Source organism: Roseiarcus sp. (genome assembly GCF_052145395.1).
Classification (GTDB): domain Bacteria; phylum Pseudomonadota; class Alphaproteobacteria; order Rhizobiales; family Beijerinckiaceae; genus Roseiarcus.
Genome location: NZ_JBKQOT010000913.1, coordinates 1 through 15,607, shown reverse-complemented (window position 1 = coordinate 15,607; position 15,607 = coordinate 1). Strand labels below are relative to the sequence as shown.

Genomic DNA, 15,607 nt, shown 5'->3' with positions numbered 1-15,607 from the left:
GGTCGCGTCGGTGCGGCTCGGCTGGAGATAAGTGGCCTCTCCGCTCAGTTGCTGGCTTTGCGGGTAGAGCTCCCCGACCGCCTGGCCGAGCACGGCGCGAGCCTCGATCACCCGCGTCCCGGCCTCCATCAGCGTCAGATTCTGGTTGTAGGCGATGTCGATGAGGCGGTTCAGCGTCGGGTCGCGGAACGCCGCCCACCAGCGCTGATAGTCCTCGCGGCTCGTCTTGACGGTCGGGAAACCCGCGTCCTTCCAGCGGCTTTCGACGGAGGCCTGCGGCGTGACGAAATTCGGTCCGACCGAGCAGGCGGCAAGCGGCAGGACGAGCGCGAGCGAAGTCAGTTCACGAGCCCGCCGCACGGCTCGCGCGATCCGAGCCCCGCGCAAGCCTGTCGAAGCCATCGGCGCCCGGGACATGGCTAAGAGGCCGTCGCAAGCGAGGGTTTTTGGCGGCGGCCCCCGGCGTGTTCGGCCGGAGACCGGCGCGCGGCGGCCACGCGCGCGACCGGCGCTCCGACGTCGACTCCAAACATTACGCCCCCGAACACGATGGTTAACAACCCGATAAAGCACCGAGCCGGCACCGTATCCACGGCGCCGCAATCGGGCAACGATTGTTTAAACGGAGGCGAGATTTTGGCGTGGACGTGTCTTGCCGGCGCGACGCGATCCGCCCTTCGTTTTCGGCCCCGACCAGTTAAGGGCGAGACGTTTGCCGCCTGTATTGCACGTCAATAATGGGTCCCAGGGTGCTGACATGACGCAGACGATCAAGCCGGATTCGCTGCAAGGCAGTCCGCGACGCGGCCTGAGCTTTGGCTCGTTGGGAAATTGTCGGCCCGCGGGAGTTCTCGTGGACCGTTGCGCTCGGGGTTGAGGCCGACAGCGGCAGGCGCGCGCTTCGGGTTTTCGGGGAGGATCTCGATCACTGAGATACAGGCGACGCCACCCACGCTTTTCCATTTGAAACACAACTTTCTGTTGTGCGCATCCGCCTTCCGAAGCTCCGCAAGCCACAAGAAATAGGTTATGATCGAGTGTTACAAAGTTGCAACAAATGGCGCCTAACCCGTTGATACAATTCTCTCGAGTCGGTTCTGACGTCCGCAGCGAGTGGGGCGGCGCGGGGCCCGAATGGCGCAAACACAGTCGGCGAGCGGCAGGCTTTGAGCGGCCGACGCGGGCATGGTCATGATTGACGGGGAAACTCCCAGGTGTTGTCGATTCCATTTCTTCAGGGCGTCCTCCCGTTCAGGCCGCGCGAAGCTCTGAAAGACGCCCTCGCGGGCGTCACGCTCGCGTCGATGAACATTCCCCAGGTGCTGGGCTATACCCGCATCGCCGGCACGCCGATCGTCACCGGGCTCTATACGGTGCTCCTGCCGCTCGTCGGCTTCGCCCTGTTCGGCTCGTCGCGCCATCTGGTCGTCGCGGCCGACTCGGCGACCGCCGCGATCTTCTCGAGCGCGGTGTCGCGCATGGCGCCTGTGGCGAGCGAGAAATACATGGCGCTGGTCGGCATGCTGACCCTGCTGACCGCCGGCCTGCTGCTGCTCGCGCGGATCTTCAAACTCGGCTTTCTGGCCGACTTCCTTGCCCGGACCGCCTTGGTGGGATTCTTGACCGGAGTGGGAATCCAGGTCGGCGTCGCCATGCTCGGGTCGATGCTCGGCGTCGACGTCCAATCGCACAGCACGCTCGGCCAGATCTGGGAGGTGGGCGCCGCGCTCTCGAAGCTCAGTCCGCTCACCCTCGGCCTTTCGGTCTTTGTGGTCGCCGTCATCCTGCTCGGGAAATGGCTCGTGCCGAAGTTGCCGGTCCCGCTGGTTGTGGTCGTCGGCATGATCGCCGCGAGCGCCTGGCTCGATCTCGCCGGCATGGGCGTCGCTGTCGTTGGGCCGGTGCCGGGCGGCCTGCCGGCGCTAAGGTGGCCGGACGTGACCTGGCGCGAGACGCTCGACCTGTTGCCGGTGGCGGGGTCGTGCTTCGTCATGATCATCGCCCAGAGCGCCGCGACCTCGCGTGTCTACGGGATCAAGCATCACGAGCGGGTCGACGAGAACGCCGACATTTTGGGGATCGCCGCCGCCAACGCGGGGGCGGCGCTGACCGGCGCCTTTGTCGTCAACGGCAGCCCGACCCAGACCGCCATGGCCGACGATGCAGGCGCGCGCAGCCAGTTCGCGCAGCTCGTCTTCGCCGCGATCGTCGCGATCGTGCTGATCGCGCTAACCGGGTTCCTGCAATACCTTCCGCGCTGCGTGCTCGCAGGCATCGTCTTCACCATCGCGGTCGGCATGATCGACGTGAAGGGCCTGAAGGACATTTTGAGCGAGAGTGCGGGCGAATTCCGGCTTGCGCTCCTGACCGCCGCGGCCGTGCCGTGCATCGGGGTCGAGGAGGGCATATTGCTCGCGATCGCGCTCTCGCTCGTGCGCCACGTGCGGCACAGCTACCGCCCGCACACGATGGTGCTGACGCCCGATCCGGAAGGCGGCTGGATCTCGAACCCGGCTGAACCCGGCGCGCAGACCCGTCCGGGGCTCATCCTCTACCGGTTCGGCGCGGACCTTTTCTACGCCAACGCCGACCGTTTCGCCGATGAGGCGCGGGCGCTCGTCGACCATGCGCCCGACCCGGTGGAATGGTTCGTCGTCGACGCCGGGGCGATCACCGACATCGACTATTCGGCGGCCCGGACGCTGCGCGACCTGTTCAGCGAGCTCACCGCGAAAAACATCAGCGTCGCGTTCGGCCGCGCCGAACCGTCCCTCCGCTCGGACCTCGAGCGCCACGGCGTCGCCGCGATCCTCGGTGAGGGGCGCATCTACCCGTCGCTGCACGGCGCGCTGGCGCTGGTGGGCGGCGGCGAGACGCAGCGCCCGGCCTCTCAGTGAACGGTTCGAAGGGCAGGCGCGGGCTGCGCCGGCTGCTCAGGTCCGCGGCGCCACGGGCGGCGAGCCCGGGGAATCGATGCCGAAACGCTTGGCGTACTCGGCATTCAGTAGGGGCCAGTCGAATTTCATCGCCTCTCCGCCAACGATGCGCCCGATCGGCTCGGCGGCAAGGAATCGATCGAGCACATCGAGGCAAATGTGCCAGCCGGCGGCGCCCATGGAAATGAAGCCGCGATCGATGTTGTGCCAGAGCGTGAGACGCGTGCCGTCTCCGATCGGTTCGAGCTCCCAACGTATATCATTGCCGCCCCACTGATATTCGAGCAGCTTCGGGGCGTCCGCGCGCGTCACGTGCGTCTCCGAGACCTGGGGAGTCGGCGTTCCGACCGTCGAGAGCCTGACCGGGCCGGTCGAGGCGAGGCTATGGTCGGCGTCGAACGGCGCCCATTCCCGCAGATGCGTCGGGTCCGTCAAGGCTTGCCAAACCTTCGCCGGTGGGTGGCGCACGTCCCGGACGAGAATGAGCGTCCACTTCTCCCCAGCCTTGCGAACTTCAGCGCCCACGGCCGGGCCCGGCTTGTAGCTGTCACGGCTGCTCATTGTTTCTCTCCCTTTCGATTCGGCGAGTCATTCATCCGATCGAGGTGGCGCTCGAGCGCGTCGACGTGGATCGACCAGAAGCGGCGGAACGGTTCGAGCCAAGCGTCGACCTCCATGAAGGGCTCGGGTCTGATCCGATAGAGACGGCGCTGCGCATCGACACGCGACTCGACGAAGCCCGCCTCGCGCAACACCCGCAGGTGTTTGGAAACCGAGGGTTGCGGCAATCGCAGCGCCTCCTCGATATCCCCCACAGACCGCTCCGCGGATGCGAGCAGACTGAGAATGGCTCGGCGGCTCGGCTCGGCGATGACGGCAAATGCGGATTCCATGTCGGTTATATACTTCTATCAGAATATACCTGTCAAGACATATTAATGTGCGTGATCGAGTCTGTGGTGGCGAGACCGTCGATCCATGCCCTGAATAGGCCCGCGAGGAGTGCGGCTCAGTTATCCGGAGACCCGGAGATCTCTCGACTTGGGGTGCGGGAAGGCTCGCTGGGTCGACGCCAGAGAGCGCTCAAAAATATTCCTCCGCGCCTCTGGGATGTCGCCGTCGCCCGGGCGGACGCCTCAATCTTCGTCTTCGGCCTTGCTGGCGCCGGGTTCGTCGCCGGGGACGATGTAACCGCCCTTCAACCAGCGGTGCAGGTCGACGTCGGCGCATCGCTTCGAGCAGAAGGGATCGTAGCGTTCGCTGCGGGGCTTGCCGCAGATTGGACAGACGCGCGCCTTGGCTGCCGGTTTCGGCTTTGACGGATTGTTGTCGTTGCCGCTCATTTCAGAAGGTTATCGGCCCAAAGCCGGTGCGGATGGTAGCCCTCGCCGCCGAGCAGCGCCGCCGTCTCCGCGAGCGGCAGGCCGACGACGTTGGTGTAGGAGCCGACAATCCGGATCACGAACCCGCCCGCGAGGCCCTGAATGGCGTAGCCGCCGGCCTTGCCGCGCCATTCTCCACTGTTGATATAAGCCTCGATCTCCTCGCGGGACAGACGCTTGAACCGGACGCGTGTCTCGACCAGCCGGTGACGCATGCCGCCCTTCGCCGTCGCAAGGGCGACACCGGTGTAGACGCGATGAGCGCGCCCGGAGAGCAGGCGCAGGCAGGGTTCCGCCTCGTCGCGGAGTTCGCATTTCGGCAGGATGCGGCGGCCGACCGCGACCACGGTGTCGGCCGCGAGGGTGACGCAGGGCGCCAAGTCGGGCGCCTTGGCGGCGAGGGCCGCCGAGGCTTTGGCCTTTTCCGCCGCCAAACGCTGGGCGAGCGCGCGTGGGGTCTCGCCGCGGCGCGGCGTCTCGTCGACCTCCGACGGCAGGATCGAGTCCGGATCGACGCCGATCTGGGCCAGCAGGGCCAGGCGGCGGGGCGAACCGGAAGCCAGGACAAGCCGCGGACGACCAAGGGATGCGCTCAACGTTCGGCCCCCGCGACGCTTCCGAGCTTCAGCCTCACTTGAAGCGGTAGGTGATGCGCCCCTTGGTCAAGTCATAGGGCGTCATCTCGACCAGAACCTTGTCGCCAGCAAGCACGCGGATTCTGTTCTTGCGCATCTTGCCGGCGGTGTGGGCGATAATCTCGTGGTCGTTCTCCAGTTTGACGCGAAAAGTCGCGTTGGGGAGCAGTTCGACCACGAATCCGGGAAATTCGAGCAGTTCTTCTTTCGACATAGGGCTCCTTCTAGAGTCGCCGCGCCGGGGTTGGCAAGCACGACCCGCCAGGCACGGCTCCTCCGTCGGGAGCCGCTCGGCCGACCGCCGGACGACATGCTGAAGCCTCGGCGCGTGCTGCCGCGCCGAGGCCTTGTAAAATCCTACCGCATTTCGCGACGAAAAGGAAAGGACGCCGTACCGCTTGACTTGATCAGACCGCCACCCCTGTGGGTCCTGGGCGAGCCGTCGCCGCGAATGGGCGGACGCGGCCGACGGGCTATGTTCAATCGGATCAAGCGATTGTCATCGGTTCCGGGGAGACGCCTTGTCTTTGACAAGACAGACGCAAGATTCGCAGTTATAGGTGCGGCAGTCCAATTCTGCATAATGGGAGATCGCCATGTCGATCCACGTTCCCTGCGGCGGCGCCAGTGCATACGTCCCGCGAACGACCAGACGGCTCGGGGGCTTTATCGCCAGCGCGGCAGTTATTGTCGGATTGGCGCTTGGCGCGTCGAGCGGAGCCTCGGCGCAATGCGTTGGGACCTATCACCCAAGTTCGGGCGGCGGCGCGCATTCCCCAACTCAAGGGACCGGCGCCCATCCCGTGTCGAGCACGACGCACGCCGCGGCGAGCCCGTCCTGCTTGGCGGGCGGTACAAAGACGGCCAACGCATCGAACCTATCCGTGCACCCGGCGGCCGGATTGGGCGCCGGCAAGGAGGGCGCTGGTTCGTCGTGGCGGCATACGGCGTCGCAAGCTGGCTCCGCCGGCGTCAACAAGACGACAAGGGACAAGAAGGTTGGCGGACAGCGGGTCAGGCCGTAAGGGCCCGATCGCTTCCGGCTCGATCGGTCGGCCTCCGTGCTAGGGCGGCTCGGCGGGATTTGAGAAGCGCCTGAATCCTTGTGTGGGATCGCGGCCGATGGTCGTCGCTCTCGGCGAGCGTTGGGTTTAGCGCTGGGAGGCGCGGTGCACGGTTTTCCTCCAGTGGACGATGCATGACAGAATATTTCGAAAAACAGAAAAACGGATAGAGTGAGTCGATCTCCGCTGGATCGAAAACCGTCGTGTCGCTGGCCGCATTTCCATCGCGTCGCCGCCTCTCGAGCCGACGTCTTCGAGGACGCCCCGGTTGGGGCGTGAAAGCAGCGGCGGGGCATCGAGCGGCGGCGAAGCGATCCGGTGTCGGCCCCTGCGGAATTCAACGCCAAGAAGAGCTGCAACTGACCGAGAAGCGGCGCAAACCGCTGAAAACATTGGAAAAGGCAATGGGAAACCCTTGCCAAGAGTTGGCATGAATTTGGATCCGGCGCCCTTTTCGCTTGGCATGGGCGCCCTTCGAGCTTGGCTTTGCGGCCCGGACGCCGAGAGCGTTCCCCGTCGCGTAAGGTAGCGCTTAGGGGACTGTCCGACGGACGGTGGAGTGGAGAGCGCCGCGCGGCGCCTTGGCCGCGATCCGCGATCGGAAAAGCCGCCGCAGATCCTTGAAAAGGCTCGATTCGGACTCGGATTTGGCAGGCCCCTGGCTCGCGAGCGCGACGCCATGGCGACGGCGAATGGGGCGACCGCGACGAGCCGGTACGCAACCCGTCCGAGGGTGGGCTCAGAAGAGCGAGCCCTGTCCCTCTCCCTCCTTGCCGGCGCGCGGGCGCCTCATCCGCGATGGCGGCGTTGAGGGCGGGAGGACCGCCGCCTCCGGGGTCGGCCCGATTCCGACGACAGCGGAAAGCGCCCCGTCGGCGAATTCGATCGTGAGGTTCTGGCCCCCGTGCGTTTCGGCTGCCCGGCGCAAAGTCCGATTGGCCTCGTCGCGCACCAGGGCGAAGCCGCGCGCCAGCACGCCGCGGTAGCTCACCGCGCCGACGTGCCGCCAGAGCGCGGCGACGCGCGAGCGGCGCATCTCGACGCCTTCCGCGTAGGCGCGCGAGAGCCGCGCCGCGAGCCTCCGAAGATGGTCGGCCTGCTCGGTCCGACGCCGGCCGATCCGGGCGCCCTCGCGAGCGAGGCCGCGAGCCGCGGCTTCGGTCTCGCGCCTAGGCCGGTCCATGAGGATTGGCCCGAGCCGCTCCAGGCGCCCGGCGAGTCCGCGAACCCGCTCGGTCAGGCCCGCAAGATGCGCGCGCGGCGAATGGCGGGCGAGCCCGCGGGCCAGGCCCGCAAGCCGCAGGGCGCGGAAATCGATCGCGCCGCGCACGCGTGCGGCGAGCGTCTCGCCGCCTCGGTCGAGCCGCTGTCGTGGGCCCTCGATGAGCGCCTCGCCGCTGGGCAAGGCGCGAACGAGCGCGCGGAGGTCGGCGCGCCTCCGCTCGCTGAGCCGCCGAATCGCTCCGCGTCGGCGCGCCTCGAGCTCGGCGACGCTCGCGACGAGCTCGGCCCGGACGGGGACGGCGAACTCGGCCGCCGCGGTCGGAGTCGGGGCGCGCAGGTCGGCGACGTGGTCTATCAGCGTCCAGTCGGTCTCATGGCCGACCGCGGCGATGACCGGAATGGCGCTCTTCGCCGCCGCTCGCACCACGATCTCCTCGTTGAAGCCCCAAAGGTCCTCGAGCGAGCCGCCGCCACGGGCTACGATCAGTACGTCCGGCCGCGGCGCAGGACCTCCCGGCCGGAGCGCGTTGAACCCGTCGATCGCCGCGGCGACTTCCAGCGCCGACGTCTCGCCCTGCACCCGCACCGGCCAAACCACCACCCGCATCGGAAAGCGGTCGGCGAGCCGATGCAAAATGTCCCGGATCACCGCCCCGGTCGGCGAGGTCACCACGCCGACGACCCTCGGCAAAAAGGGAACCTTGCGTTTTCGCGCGGCGTCGAAGAGGCCCTCTTCGGCAAGCTTTTTCCGCCGCGCCTCCAGGAGCGCCATCAGCGCGCCGACTCCGGCGAGCTCCAGTTGCTCGATAACGATCTGGTAGCTCGACTTACCCGGGAAGGTCGTGAGCCTGCCGGTTGCGATGACCTCGAGCCCCTCTTCCGGCTTTACCTTCATGCGCGCGAGCGAGCTGCGCCAGATGACCGCGTCGAGCCGCGCGTTTGCGTCCTTCAGGCAGAAGTAGGCGTGGCCGGACGAATGCGTCCCGCGATAGCCGGAAATCTCGCCGCGCACGCGGACATAGCCGAAACGGTCCTCGATCGCGCGCTTGAGCGCGTTCGAGAGTTCGCTGACGGTGATTTCGGGCGCGTTGCTTGCGCGGGGGGACTCGTCCGGCTCGGCCATCGCCCGAATATGCCCGATCGATGAGGCCGAGGCGAGAGAAGGACTGCGACAATAAGGCCACGCGCGGCCGTCGACGAAACTGGCGCGCATGCGGTAAACTTCCCAGGGGCGTAGCCGGCGAAGGCCATGGCCGACCCGATCGCATTCTGGCGCCTCGCCTGGGCGGCGGCGCTGGCTGAGGGCTCAGAACATATTTCCGAGGCCTTCCGCGGACTCCTGCCTCGGAACGTGTCGCCGCCCGGCGCCGTTGATCTCAGCGCGCTTCCGACGCTCGGACGGATTCGCATGGCGCTTTCGACCATGCTGCTTGTGGAGGAGCGCGAAACCGCTTCGGTGCGCAGCCCGGCGACCCTGATCGTCGCGCCCTATGCGATCCACGAGGCGTCGATCGCCGACTTCGCAGTCGGCCATAGTCTTGCTCAGGCGCTCGTCGAGGGGGGCGCCGGGCCGGTCGCGCTCACCTACTGGAACTCGGCGACGCATGAAATGCGGGGTTACGGCATCGACGCCTATCTAAGCGATCTGAACGTGGCGGTCGACGACCTCGGGGGCCGTGCTTCGCTCGTCGGACTTTGTCAGGGCGGCTGGCTCGCTGCGGCTTTCGCTGCGCGCTTCCCTGCCAAAGTCGCCAAGCTGGTCCTCGCGGGCGCGCCGATCGACGCTGCGGCCGCACCTTCGAGCATCACGCGAGCGCTGGCCGCGATAACGCCGACGGCAATCGCGGGGGTCCTCGCCATTAACGGTGGACGGGTGCTCGGCGCTCTTGCGTTTTCCCTTTGGTCCGACAGTTTCTCGCCGGAATTCACGGCTGAGGCCGCGCTGCAACGGGGCGACGATCCGGCCTTGGTCCGACTGTTCAATGAATGGAACCGGCGTACGGTCGACTTGCCGGGCGTTTACTTCGTGCAGACCGCGGAATGGATCTTTCGCGAGAATCGCCTCGCGCGTGGTGCATTCCGGGCGCTCGGGCGCGAAGCGCTGCTTTCGGCGATCGCCGCGCCGGTCTTCGTTCTTGCGGCCGCGGACGACGAGGTCGTGTCTTTGCCGCAGGCGACTGCGATCAGGACGCTCTGCCCGCAGACGCCGGTAACGGTGCGGGTCGAGCGCGGCCGCCACCTGTCGCTCTTCATGGGGCGCCGCACGATTGCGCACGCCTGGCGCGATATCGCCCGCTGGCTGGCCGACGCGGACAGCGCCCGGCCGCGACCTGGGAAGAGGGCTCGAGCCCGGATTGCCCCGGCGTGCAAGTTGACGCAGGATGGGACAAAGGCCGCCCTCTGAGGCCGCGCGGTCCGGCTCGGCCGCAGCGGCGCGTGGCGGGGCGTGAGGTGGAGAACGGGGAGTCGCTTCGATGCCTTTTCATGTCTGCAACGGCGCGACGATGATGTGCTCGTTCGGGATGGCGCCCAGCACCCTTGTGGTGCTTCCGATCCATCGCATGCTGACGAGCGACCAGCCGGCCGCAAACATCAACGACCACGTTCCGATGCTAAACATCATGCCCTTCGGGATGTGCACGACGCCGAGCAACCCGGAGGTCGCATCCGCGACAGCCGCGGCCTTGGGCGTGCTCACGCCGATGCCGTGCATAGCGGTCACGCCGGCGCCTTGGGTTCCCGGCGCCGTTTCGCCTCCGGTGATCCTCGACGGCGTGCCCGCTCTCGACGACATCAGCATCCTCATGTGCACGTGGGGAGGAGTCATCAAGATCGTCTATCCCGGCGAGGTCACCGAGATGATCTCCTGAAGCGCGTCGATTGAGGATCTCAAGCGGCTCCGGATCGCGCGAAGACCGGCGGGGCCACCTTTGCGTCCCCCCCGTCGGCAAAGCGGACGCCAGCCTCTACGCAGGCCCGGATCCAGGCTTGAACCTCGGCCATCGGCCGTTGAGCGATCGCGAGAATGAGGCCGGCTTTGAGGTTTGTCGCGGTCGCCTCGGCCCAGGCGTGGACGGGCGGGGCGTTTTCGGGCGCGATGCTCCCGCCGGAGTGGCCGGCGGCAAGCGCGAGCCAAGTGGTCGAGACGCCGGTGTCGCTCGATGTTCCGATTTGCAGCGCGGCGCGGCGCTCGGCTTCTTCCGGCTTCCGCACCCAGGCTTCCGCGGCGAGGAGGGCGTCGTCGGTCCGCCCTCCCCTCAGCGCGCGCAGGCACTGACAACCCCACCAGACCGCCTCACGCCGCGGCAGCACGGATGCAACGTAGACGATCGGGTCGAAGCCGCCCCCGCGCGACAGCAGCCTTCGGGCAAAATCGATCGGCGCCTCGTCTTCGGCCGGGCGGAGGCTTATTTCCGACGTCACTCGAGGAAACGCTTCGAAAACTTGCGCGGCCGCATTGAAACGAAGACGCGTCGACATGCCCTGCTCCCCTAGATGTCTCGATACGCCCCGCCGACGCCCTTGAGCGCGGCACCGTAATCCGGATTCGAGCGGCGCCGGTCGACAGGCGTTTTTCGATCAGCTATTGATCTGGACCATCGGCGCGGTCACGCTGACGGTCGCATTGCCTGTCTTGGTGATTTGGGTCGACTTCTCCGCGGTCGACATTGTGTTCATCACGATCTGACTCATCGAGCCGCTCGGCCCCACGTTAAGTGTGATGCTGGAGGTGTCCATGATCAGCTGCGTCATCGGCTGACCCTGCGGGCCGACATTGATCGTCACTTTGTTGAGCACGTTGAGCGTGAGATTGCCGCTGCCGGGCGGGCCGCTGCCCACGGGGAAGCCGACATTGATCGTCTCATTGTTGCCGACGTTTTCGGTCTGGTCGTGCACGATGTCGCGCTTCTCGTCGTTGAGCGCCTTGAACATCAGGTCCTTCTGGGCGCGCAGCTTCACCTTCTCGCTGCCGGCGGTATCGTCGAACAGGAACATGTTGTAGCCTGAGCCGCCGGTGCTCGAGAGGGTGAGGATGCCGGATTTGACCTGCTTGTCCGGCAGCGTCATCGGCACGGTGTTCTGACCGTTGTAGACCGAGCCGACGACGATCGGCCGGTCCGGGTCGCCCTCTTCATATTGGATGAGCACCTCGTCGCCGACCCGGGGCGTGAACAGCGCGCCGCGATTGGCGCCCGCCCAGATCTGGGCCACGCGCACACGGCGGGAGGGCTTGCTCTGCCGGTCCCAGTAGAACTGCACGAGGATCCGGCCGAGGCTGTCGACGTCGATCTCCGGGCCGCCGTCTTTCTTGATGACGAGCGCGGACTGGACGCCGACGATCTCGGGTTTGCGGGTGACCAGCGGCGCGCGGAACTGGCGGCTGCTCGGGGTCATTTCGTAATTGCCGGTGTAGCCGAGGTCGGCGTCGGCACCGGAGCGGAACCCTTCCTCCTCAAAATCGTGTGTGCAGTGGGTCACCAGATATTCCTGGTTCTCCCCGCTGTCGGGATGACTCTGAAGCGTGACCAGCGCGCCGGGAAACAGCGAGGCCGCAGCCCCCATCGACGACCGGCGCTGGTCGAGCGACTGCGCGGCCTCGAGTTTGTACTTCGCCAGATTCTCGCCGACGCTCTGGACCTGGAAATTGTTTCCCTCTGTGTCGACGTAAGCGTAGGGATAGTCGAACATCTCCATGGAGTCGTGCCCATATCCGCCGGCGCCTTGCTTTTGTGCAAGCAGGTTGGTGGACGGCGCCTTATATGGGTAGTCTTTCAGGACAAAGACTCCGCTCTGCGCCCGACGCCCAAGCGACCAGGTCTCGATATATTGGGATTCTCGCCGCCCCGCATTGTCGACCGGGTTGTAGTCCACGGTAGAGAGCCCAGGGGCGTCCGAGTGGCTCGACTTGGCGTCGGCGAGTACGAGGGTGTGCTTGCCGTCGGCGTACTCGAAGAAATAGTAGACGCCGAACTGCTCCATCAGCCGGCAGACAAAATTGAAGTCCGTCTCGCGGTACTGGACGCAATATTCGAGCGTCGGCGGCGATCCGGTCGTCGCATCGCGGTAGTCGGAGAAACCGCGATCCGAAAACACCTGCTTGATGATGGCGATCGCCGTCATTTGGGCGAAGATCTTGCAATCCGACGTGCGGGTGAGGAACCATAGCCAGGGCCGGAGGACCATCTGGTATAGGTAGAGGTCTTCCTGCGTTCCGGCCCAGCGCGCCTCGGTCATCAAGCCGTGAAAATAGCGGGTCTGATTGTCCTGGGTGGTGAACTCGATCGTCGCGCCCAGCCCGAGCGCGGAGGAAAAGTCGAGGTTGGCCTGTTTGCTCGCCGCCTCGATGCGGATCTCGAACAGTTCGCTTAGCCCCTCGATGGCGCTGAAGCGTGCGAGCCCGAGCACGTCCTTGCCAAGCGGCGTGGTGAGCTTGCCCTGTTGCGCGTCCTGGGAGATGGACATCAGGTCCTCGTTGCGGCTTTTGGAAAGCGGCGCCGATCATAGCCAAATTCCGCGTCGCGTCGATGGGAAGAATGTCCGGCGGCGCCGCGCGCCGGCGCGGAAGCCGAGGGCTTCCCGCACGGTGTCGAAGCACCCGACTGTCGACCGACTGAGGGGCGATCCATCCATCCATGGAGGCCAAGGAGCGCCGGTCGCTTGGACGCCGTCGGCGCGCAACATTTGGATTTCCTCAGGCGTGCGCAGGGCTGCGTCACGGCTCCGCAAATTCTGGCGTTTCGGACGTTTGGATTTCCTTGGAATCTCTCGACCGAAACAAGCCTTTTCAACGGGTTACGCGCGCAAGCGCGCGGGTTTATTTCGTCATGGGGCCCCTTCCGCCCAAAACGGCCGCGTCCCGTCACGACGGCGTCGACCCGCTTGCGGTTCGTCTGATGCTCGCATGAATTGATCATACCGAGCTTTCTGCTTTTTCGCAATCGAAAGTCGCGCCGGCGCCTTTCTCCATTCCAAAAGGACCGGCGCAGGCCGTGTCCCCGGCGCCCGGATCGCTTTGACGCGCGCGAGGACGCGGCGGAACGCGGCCCGACCCCATCAGGATAATACGGCCGCCGGCGCTCCTGCTCGCGCCTCTCGCGATCGCTACCGCCCGCTAGCTCTTTGCCGAGCGACCCAAGCGGCAGGGAACGCCGCGACATGGCCGGACTGTCCCCAGCCATCCTCGTCCGAGGCGGCGGCGGCGAACAGCGGGCGCTATTGCGGATCAAGCTGCTCAGGCGTCCTGCCGTGACGCGACCGGCTCGAAGCCGTTCCAGCGGTCGACGCGCTTCTCGCTCAGAACGCCGCCGGCGTTGCGGTAGACGTGGAAGCCAAAACCGTCCTCGGCCTCGCAGACGAATTCCTCGACGCTGGCGAACCATTGGCCGATCTCTCCGGCGTTGCAGGTCGGCAGATAGACGCGAAAGACGCGCGGGTCCCACCAGCGGAAGACGACGATCCGGCCGTCCGGGAGCTTCGCTTGGTTGAAGGTCCGAAGGCGCTGGCGCAGCCGCGCGCGCTCCTCGCTCGAACGCAGGAAGATCCCCCAACTCTCGCCTCGCCCTTCCTTCCGCCACGCGTCGTGCTCGACCGGCACAAGATAGGGAGCGTTGCGGCCCATCGGGGAAACCACGTCGGTCGCGAACAGGCAGGCCGGAAACAGCGCCTGATGGACGAGATCGTAGATGCGCCGGTCACGCGCGGCGTCGACGATGGCGTAAAGTGCGCTCATCAGGGCCCTATGCGTGTCACGCCCACGGACGCGGGAATCCGGAACCGCCTCTTCCGCTGCGCTCTCGGTTTCCGCTTACACGAGATTGGCGCAGCGAAGAAAGCTCAGGCCGCGTTGCGCGCCGCTTTTGCGGCGCGGATCGCCGCACGAGCGCATGGCTCGCAGAACGGCGTCCCATCCTTGGCCGCCGCCCGCAATACGGCAATTTGCGCCTCCTCGTCTTCGAAGTCCTTTTGGGCCTGGTCCGTTGACCGCACCTGCGTCCGCTGAGGCGGAGGCGCCGATGCGGACGGCGGCGGGGGCGGCGGCGCGGCGGGCGGCGGGCCCTTGCCGATCTGGTGGAGGCCGAGCAACCCTTCGGCGAGCGGGCCGCGCGGATCGTCGCGGAAAAGGGGGACGAACCGCGCGACGAGGCGGCCCGTCTCGATACAGTGTGCGACATTCTCCTGCAACTGATGGTCGCTCCAATGCCGCCGGTGCGGATGGTCGATCCCCCAAGCGAGCGCCGCGCGCCGGAGGCGCCACGAGTCTATACGGTGAGCGAGGAGGCTTTTGAGCTGCCACCGATGATGACCGTCGCCGTCGCCCGATTCGCCGGCGAACGCCTTCAGACTGTGCGCCGGCCCGATCAGCAGCGCGCCGTCGGGGAGCGGGAGGACGAGGATGTCGGGACGCATGACTACTTCTCGGGTGGCGGCGGTCTAGGCTTGACATATCAAGTGCGGCGCATGCAACCTGTAAATAAGAGCCGGTGCCGGACCAGCTGGCAACCCCAGACGCTCTGTGGGCAGCCGAAGAGCGGCCTCGTTTTGCCGTCGAGCATCGGTCAGACGCTGTGGACGATGGAAACGGTCGCCCATGCGTGCATTTTGCCGGCGAGAAATGAATTGGGGTTGCGTAAACTGTCACCGTAAACTCTGTCACCGTAAACTCGTAACCTTAAACTGTCACCGTAACCTTCCGATCAACGACATACCTCCGGTCACGGATACGGCCAGAACGTGGGAGATCATTGCGTACTGGTAGGGGGCGACAAAATTCGACCTGGACCCAATACATGATCAAAGCCCGTTACAGGAAGACTTCGACGCTAGGTCATGGCGCAGACCGTTCAATTATTCCGCAAAATTATCAAGGAAGTCGTTGTGTATGAGAATCCAATAACCGCTTGGTCGTTGCTCCACAGTGAACGTATCGCCCCAAGTCACCGTGATTTCGGCGTTCGACATGGTATCGGCCGAAATAAGTCCTAAGGAGCTTGAAAAGCCTGGATTTTCAGGATTGTTCCCAATGGCTTTCAAAGCCTGCGCACGGCTGACCGGCTTGTAGGAGAGATTCACGTCAGAGAAACCTACTTTTGCGCCAAAGCATTGCGCAATTGTTTCTAGCAGTGGGTAAAGCGATTCGCGAACGGTTCGCGCCATACGTCGGATCGCCCGGAGGTCAAGATCAATATAAACGTTGATCCACTCTGTAGTGCGTCCAACTAATACGTAGGCCATGAGATCCTCTGACCACACCTTTGAGGCAAGAACGAAGCAGGCGATCAAGGAAATGAAACTCGCCCGTTCTATGTAAATATAACAGGGGACCAAAAATGATTCCGACGAAACTTAAAGGCAGGAGAAACAGGGGT

The 15,607-nt window shown here is 65.5% G+C and carries 14 protein-coding genes and 1 pseudogene; 3 read left to right on the top strand and 12 right to left on the bottom strand.

Features of this window, described 5'->3' with window-relative positions; all coding sequences use genetic code 11:
* Nucleotides 1-360 (bottom strand): annotated as a pseudogene (locus ACLP25_RS31650) (efflux transporter outer membrane subunit); the annotation flags it as partial.
* 854 nt (nucleotides 361-1,214) lie between these two features.
* Between ACLP25_RS31650 and ACLP25_RS31645 the strand changes: the two are divergent.
* Nucleotides 1,215-2,897, top strand: coding sequence for a SulP family inorganic anion transporter (locus ACLP25_RS31645; protein WP_442473047.1), 1,683 nt, complete (start codon nucleotides 1,215-1,217; stop codon nucleotides 2,895-2,897).
* 36 nt (nucleotides 2,898-2,933) lie between these two features.
* Here ACLP25_RS31645 and ACLP25_RS31640 read toward each other — a convergent pair whose 3' ends face one another.
* The 6 genes from ACLP25_RS31640 to xseA all read right to left on the bottom strand — a co-directional run bounded on the left by ACLP25_RS31640 (nucleotide 2,934) and on the right by xseA (nucleotide 8,454).
* Entirely contained in the window at nucleotides 2,934-3,497 is a 564-nt protein-coding gene (locus ACLP25_RS31640) for an SRPBCC family protein (RefSeq protein ID WP_442473046.1), read from the bottom strand.
* Nucleotides 3,494-3,829 (bottom strand): ArsR/SmtB family transcription factor, encoded by a 336-nt coding sequence (locus ACLP25_RS31635; protein WP_442473045.1) that lies wholly within the window; start codon nucleotides 3,827-3,829, stop codon nucleotides 3,494-3,496. Before ACLP25_RS31635 ends, ACLP25_RS31640 begins: the two co-directional genes overlap by 4 nt.
* Nucleotides 3,830-4,072: 243 nt before the next feature.
* Entirely contained in the window at nucleotides 4,073-4,279 is a 207-nt protein-coding gene (gene yacG / locus ACLP25_RS31630) for a DNA gyrase inhibitor YacG (protein ID WP_442473044.1), read from the bottom strand.
* On the bottom strand, nucleotides 4,276-4,914 hold the full coding sequence (locus ACLP25_RS31625) for a Maf family nucleotide pyrophosphatase (RefSeq protein WP_442473043.1): 639 nt from the start codon (nucleotides 4,912-4,914) through the stop codon (nucleotides 4,276-4,278). Before ACLP25_RS31625 ends, yacG begins: the two co-directional genes overlap by 4 nt.
* Before the next feature lie 34 nt (nucleotides 4,915-4,948).
* Nucleotides 4,949-5,167, bottom strand: a complete 219-nt coding sequence (infA, locus tag ACLP25_RS31620) for a translation initiation factor IF-1 (protein ID WP_113893366.1) — start codon at nucleotides 5,165-5,167, stop codon at nucleotides 4,949-4,951.
* 1,589 nt (nucleotides 5,168-6,756) lie between these two features.
* Nucleotides 6,757-8,454 carry an exodeoxyribonuclease VII large subunit gene (xseA, locus tag ACLP25_RS31615; RefSeq protein ID WP_442473042.1) on the bottom strand — a complete coding sequence of 566 codons (1,698 nt, stop codon included), beginning with the start codon at nucleotides 8,452-8,454 and terminating at the stop codon, nucleotides 6,757-6,759.
* Nucleotides 8,455-8,490: 36 nt separating this feature from the next.
* On the opposite strand from xseA, the gene ACLP25_RS31610 reads away from it, so the two are divergent.
* Entirely contained in the window at nucleotides 8,491-9,645 is a 1,155-nt protein-coding gene (locus ACLP25_RS31610; RefSeq protein WP_442473041.1) for an alpha/beta fold hydrolase, read from the top strand.
* Between the two features lie 70 nt (nucleotides 9,646-9,715).
* Nucleotides 9,716-10,111 carry a DUF4280 domain-containing protein gene (locus ACLP25_RS31605; RefSeq protein WP_442473040.1) on the top strand — a complete coding sequence of 132 codons (396 nt, stop codon included), beginning with the start codon at nucleotides 9,716-9,718 and terminating at the stop codon, nucleotides 10,109-10,111.
* A gap of 19 nt (nucleotides 10,112-10,130) precedes the next feature.
* Here the strand turns inward: ACLP25_RS31605 and ACLP25_RS31600 are convergent, their stop codons facing one another.
* From ACLP25_RS31600 to ACLP25_RS31580, 5 genes are all read right to left on the bottom strand, one after another.
* Nucleotides 10,131-10,721, bottom strand: coding sequence for a DUF6931 family protein (locus tag ACLP25_RS31600; RefSeq protein ID WP_442473039.1), 591 nt, complete (start codon nucleotides 10,719-10,721; stop codon nucleotides 10,131-10,133).
* 99 nt (nucleotides 10,722-10,820) lie between these two features.
* On the bottom strand, nucleotides 10,821-12,704 hold the full coding sequence (locus ACLP25_RS31595) for a type VI secretion system Vgr family protein (RefSeq protein WP_442473038.1): 1,884 nt from the start codon (nucleotides 12,702-12,704) through the stop codon (nucleotides 10,821-10,823).
* Between the two features lie 769 nt (nucleotides 12,705-13,473).
* Entirely contained in the window at nucleotides 13,474-13,971 is a 498-nt protein-coding gene (locus ACLP25_RS31590) for a DUF4123 domain-containing protein (protein WP_442473037.1), read from the bottom strand.
* Between the two features lie 104 nt (nucleotides 13,972-14,075).
* A complete protein-coding gene (locus ACLP25_RS31585) occupies nucleotides 14,076-14,648 on the bottom strand; it encodes a hypothetical protein (protein ID WP_442473036.1) in 573 nt (190 codons plus the stop codon).
* 438 nt (nucleotides 14,649-15,086) lie between these two features.
* Nucleotides 15,087-15,473 (bottom strand): hypothetical protein, encoded by a 387-nt coding sequence (locus tag ACLP25_RS31580; protein WP_442473035.1) that lies wholly within the window; start codon nucleotides 15,471-15,473, stop codon nucleotides 15,087-15,089.
* Nucleotides 15,474-15,607 lie beyond the last annotated feature (134 nt).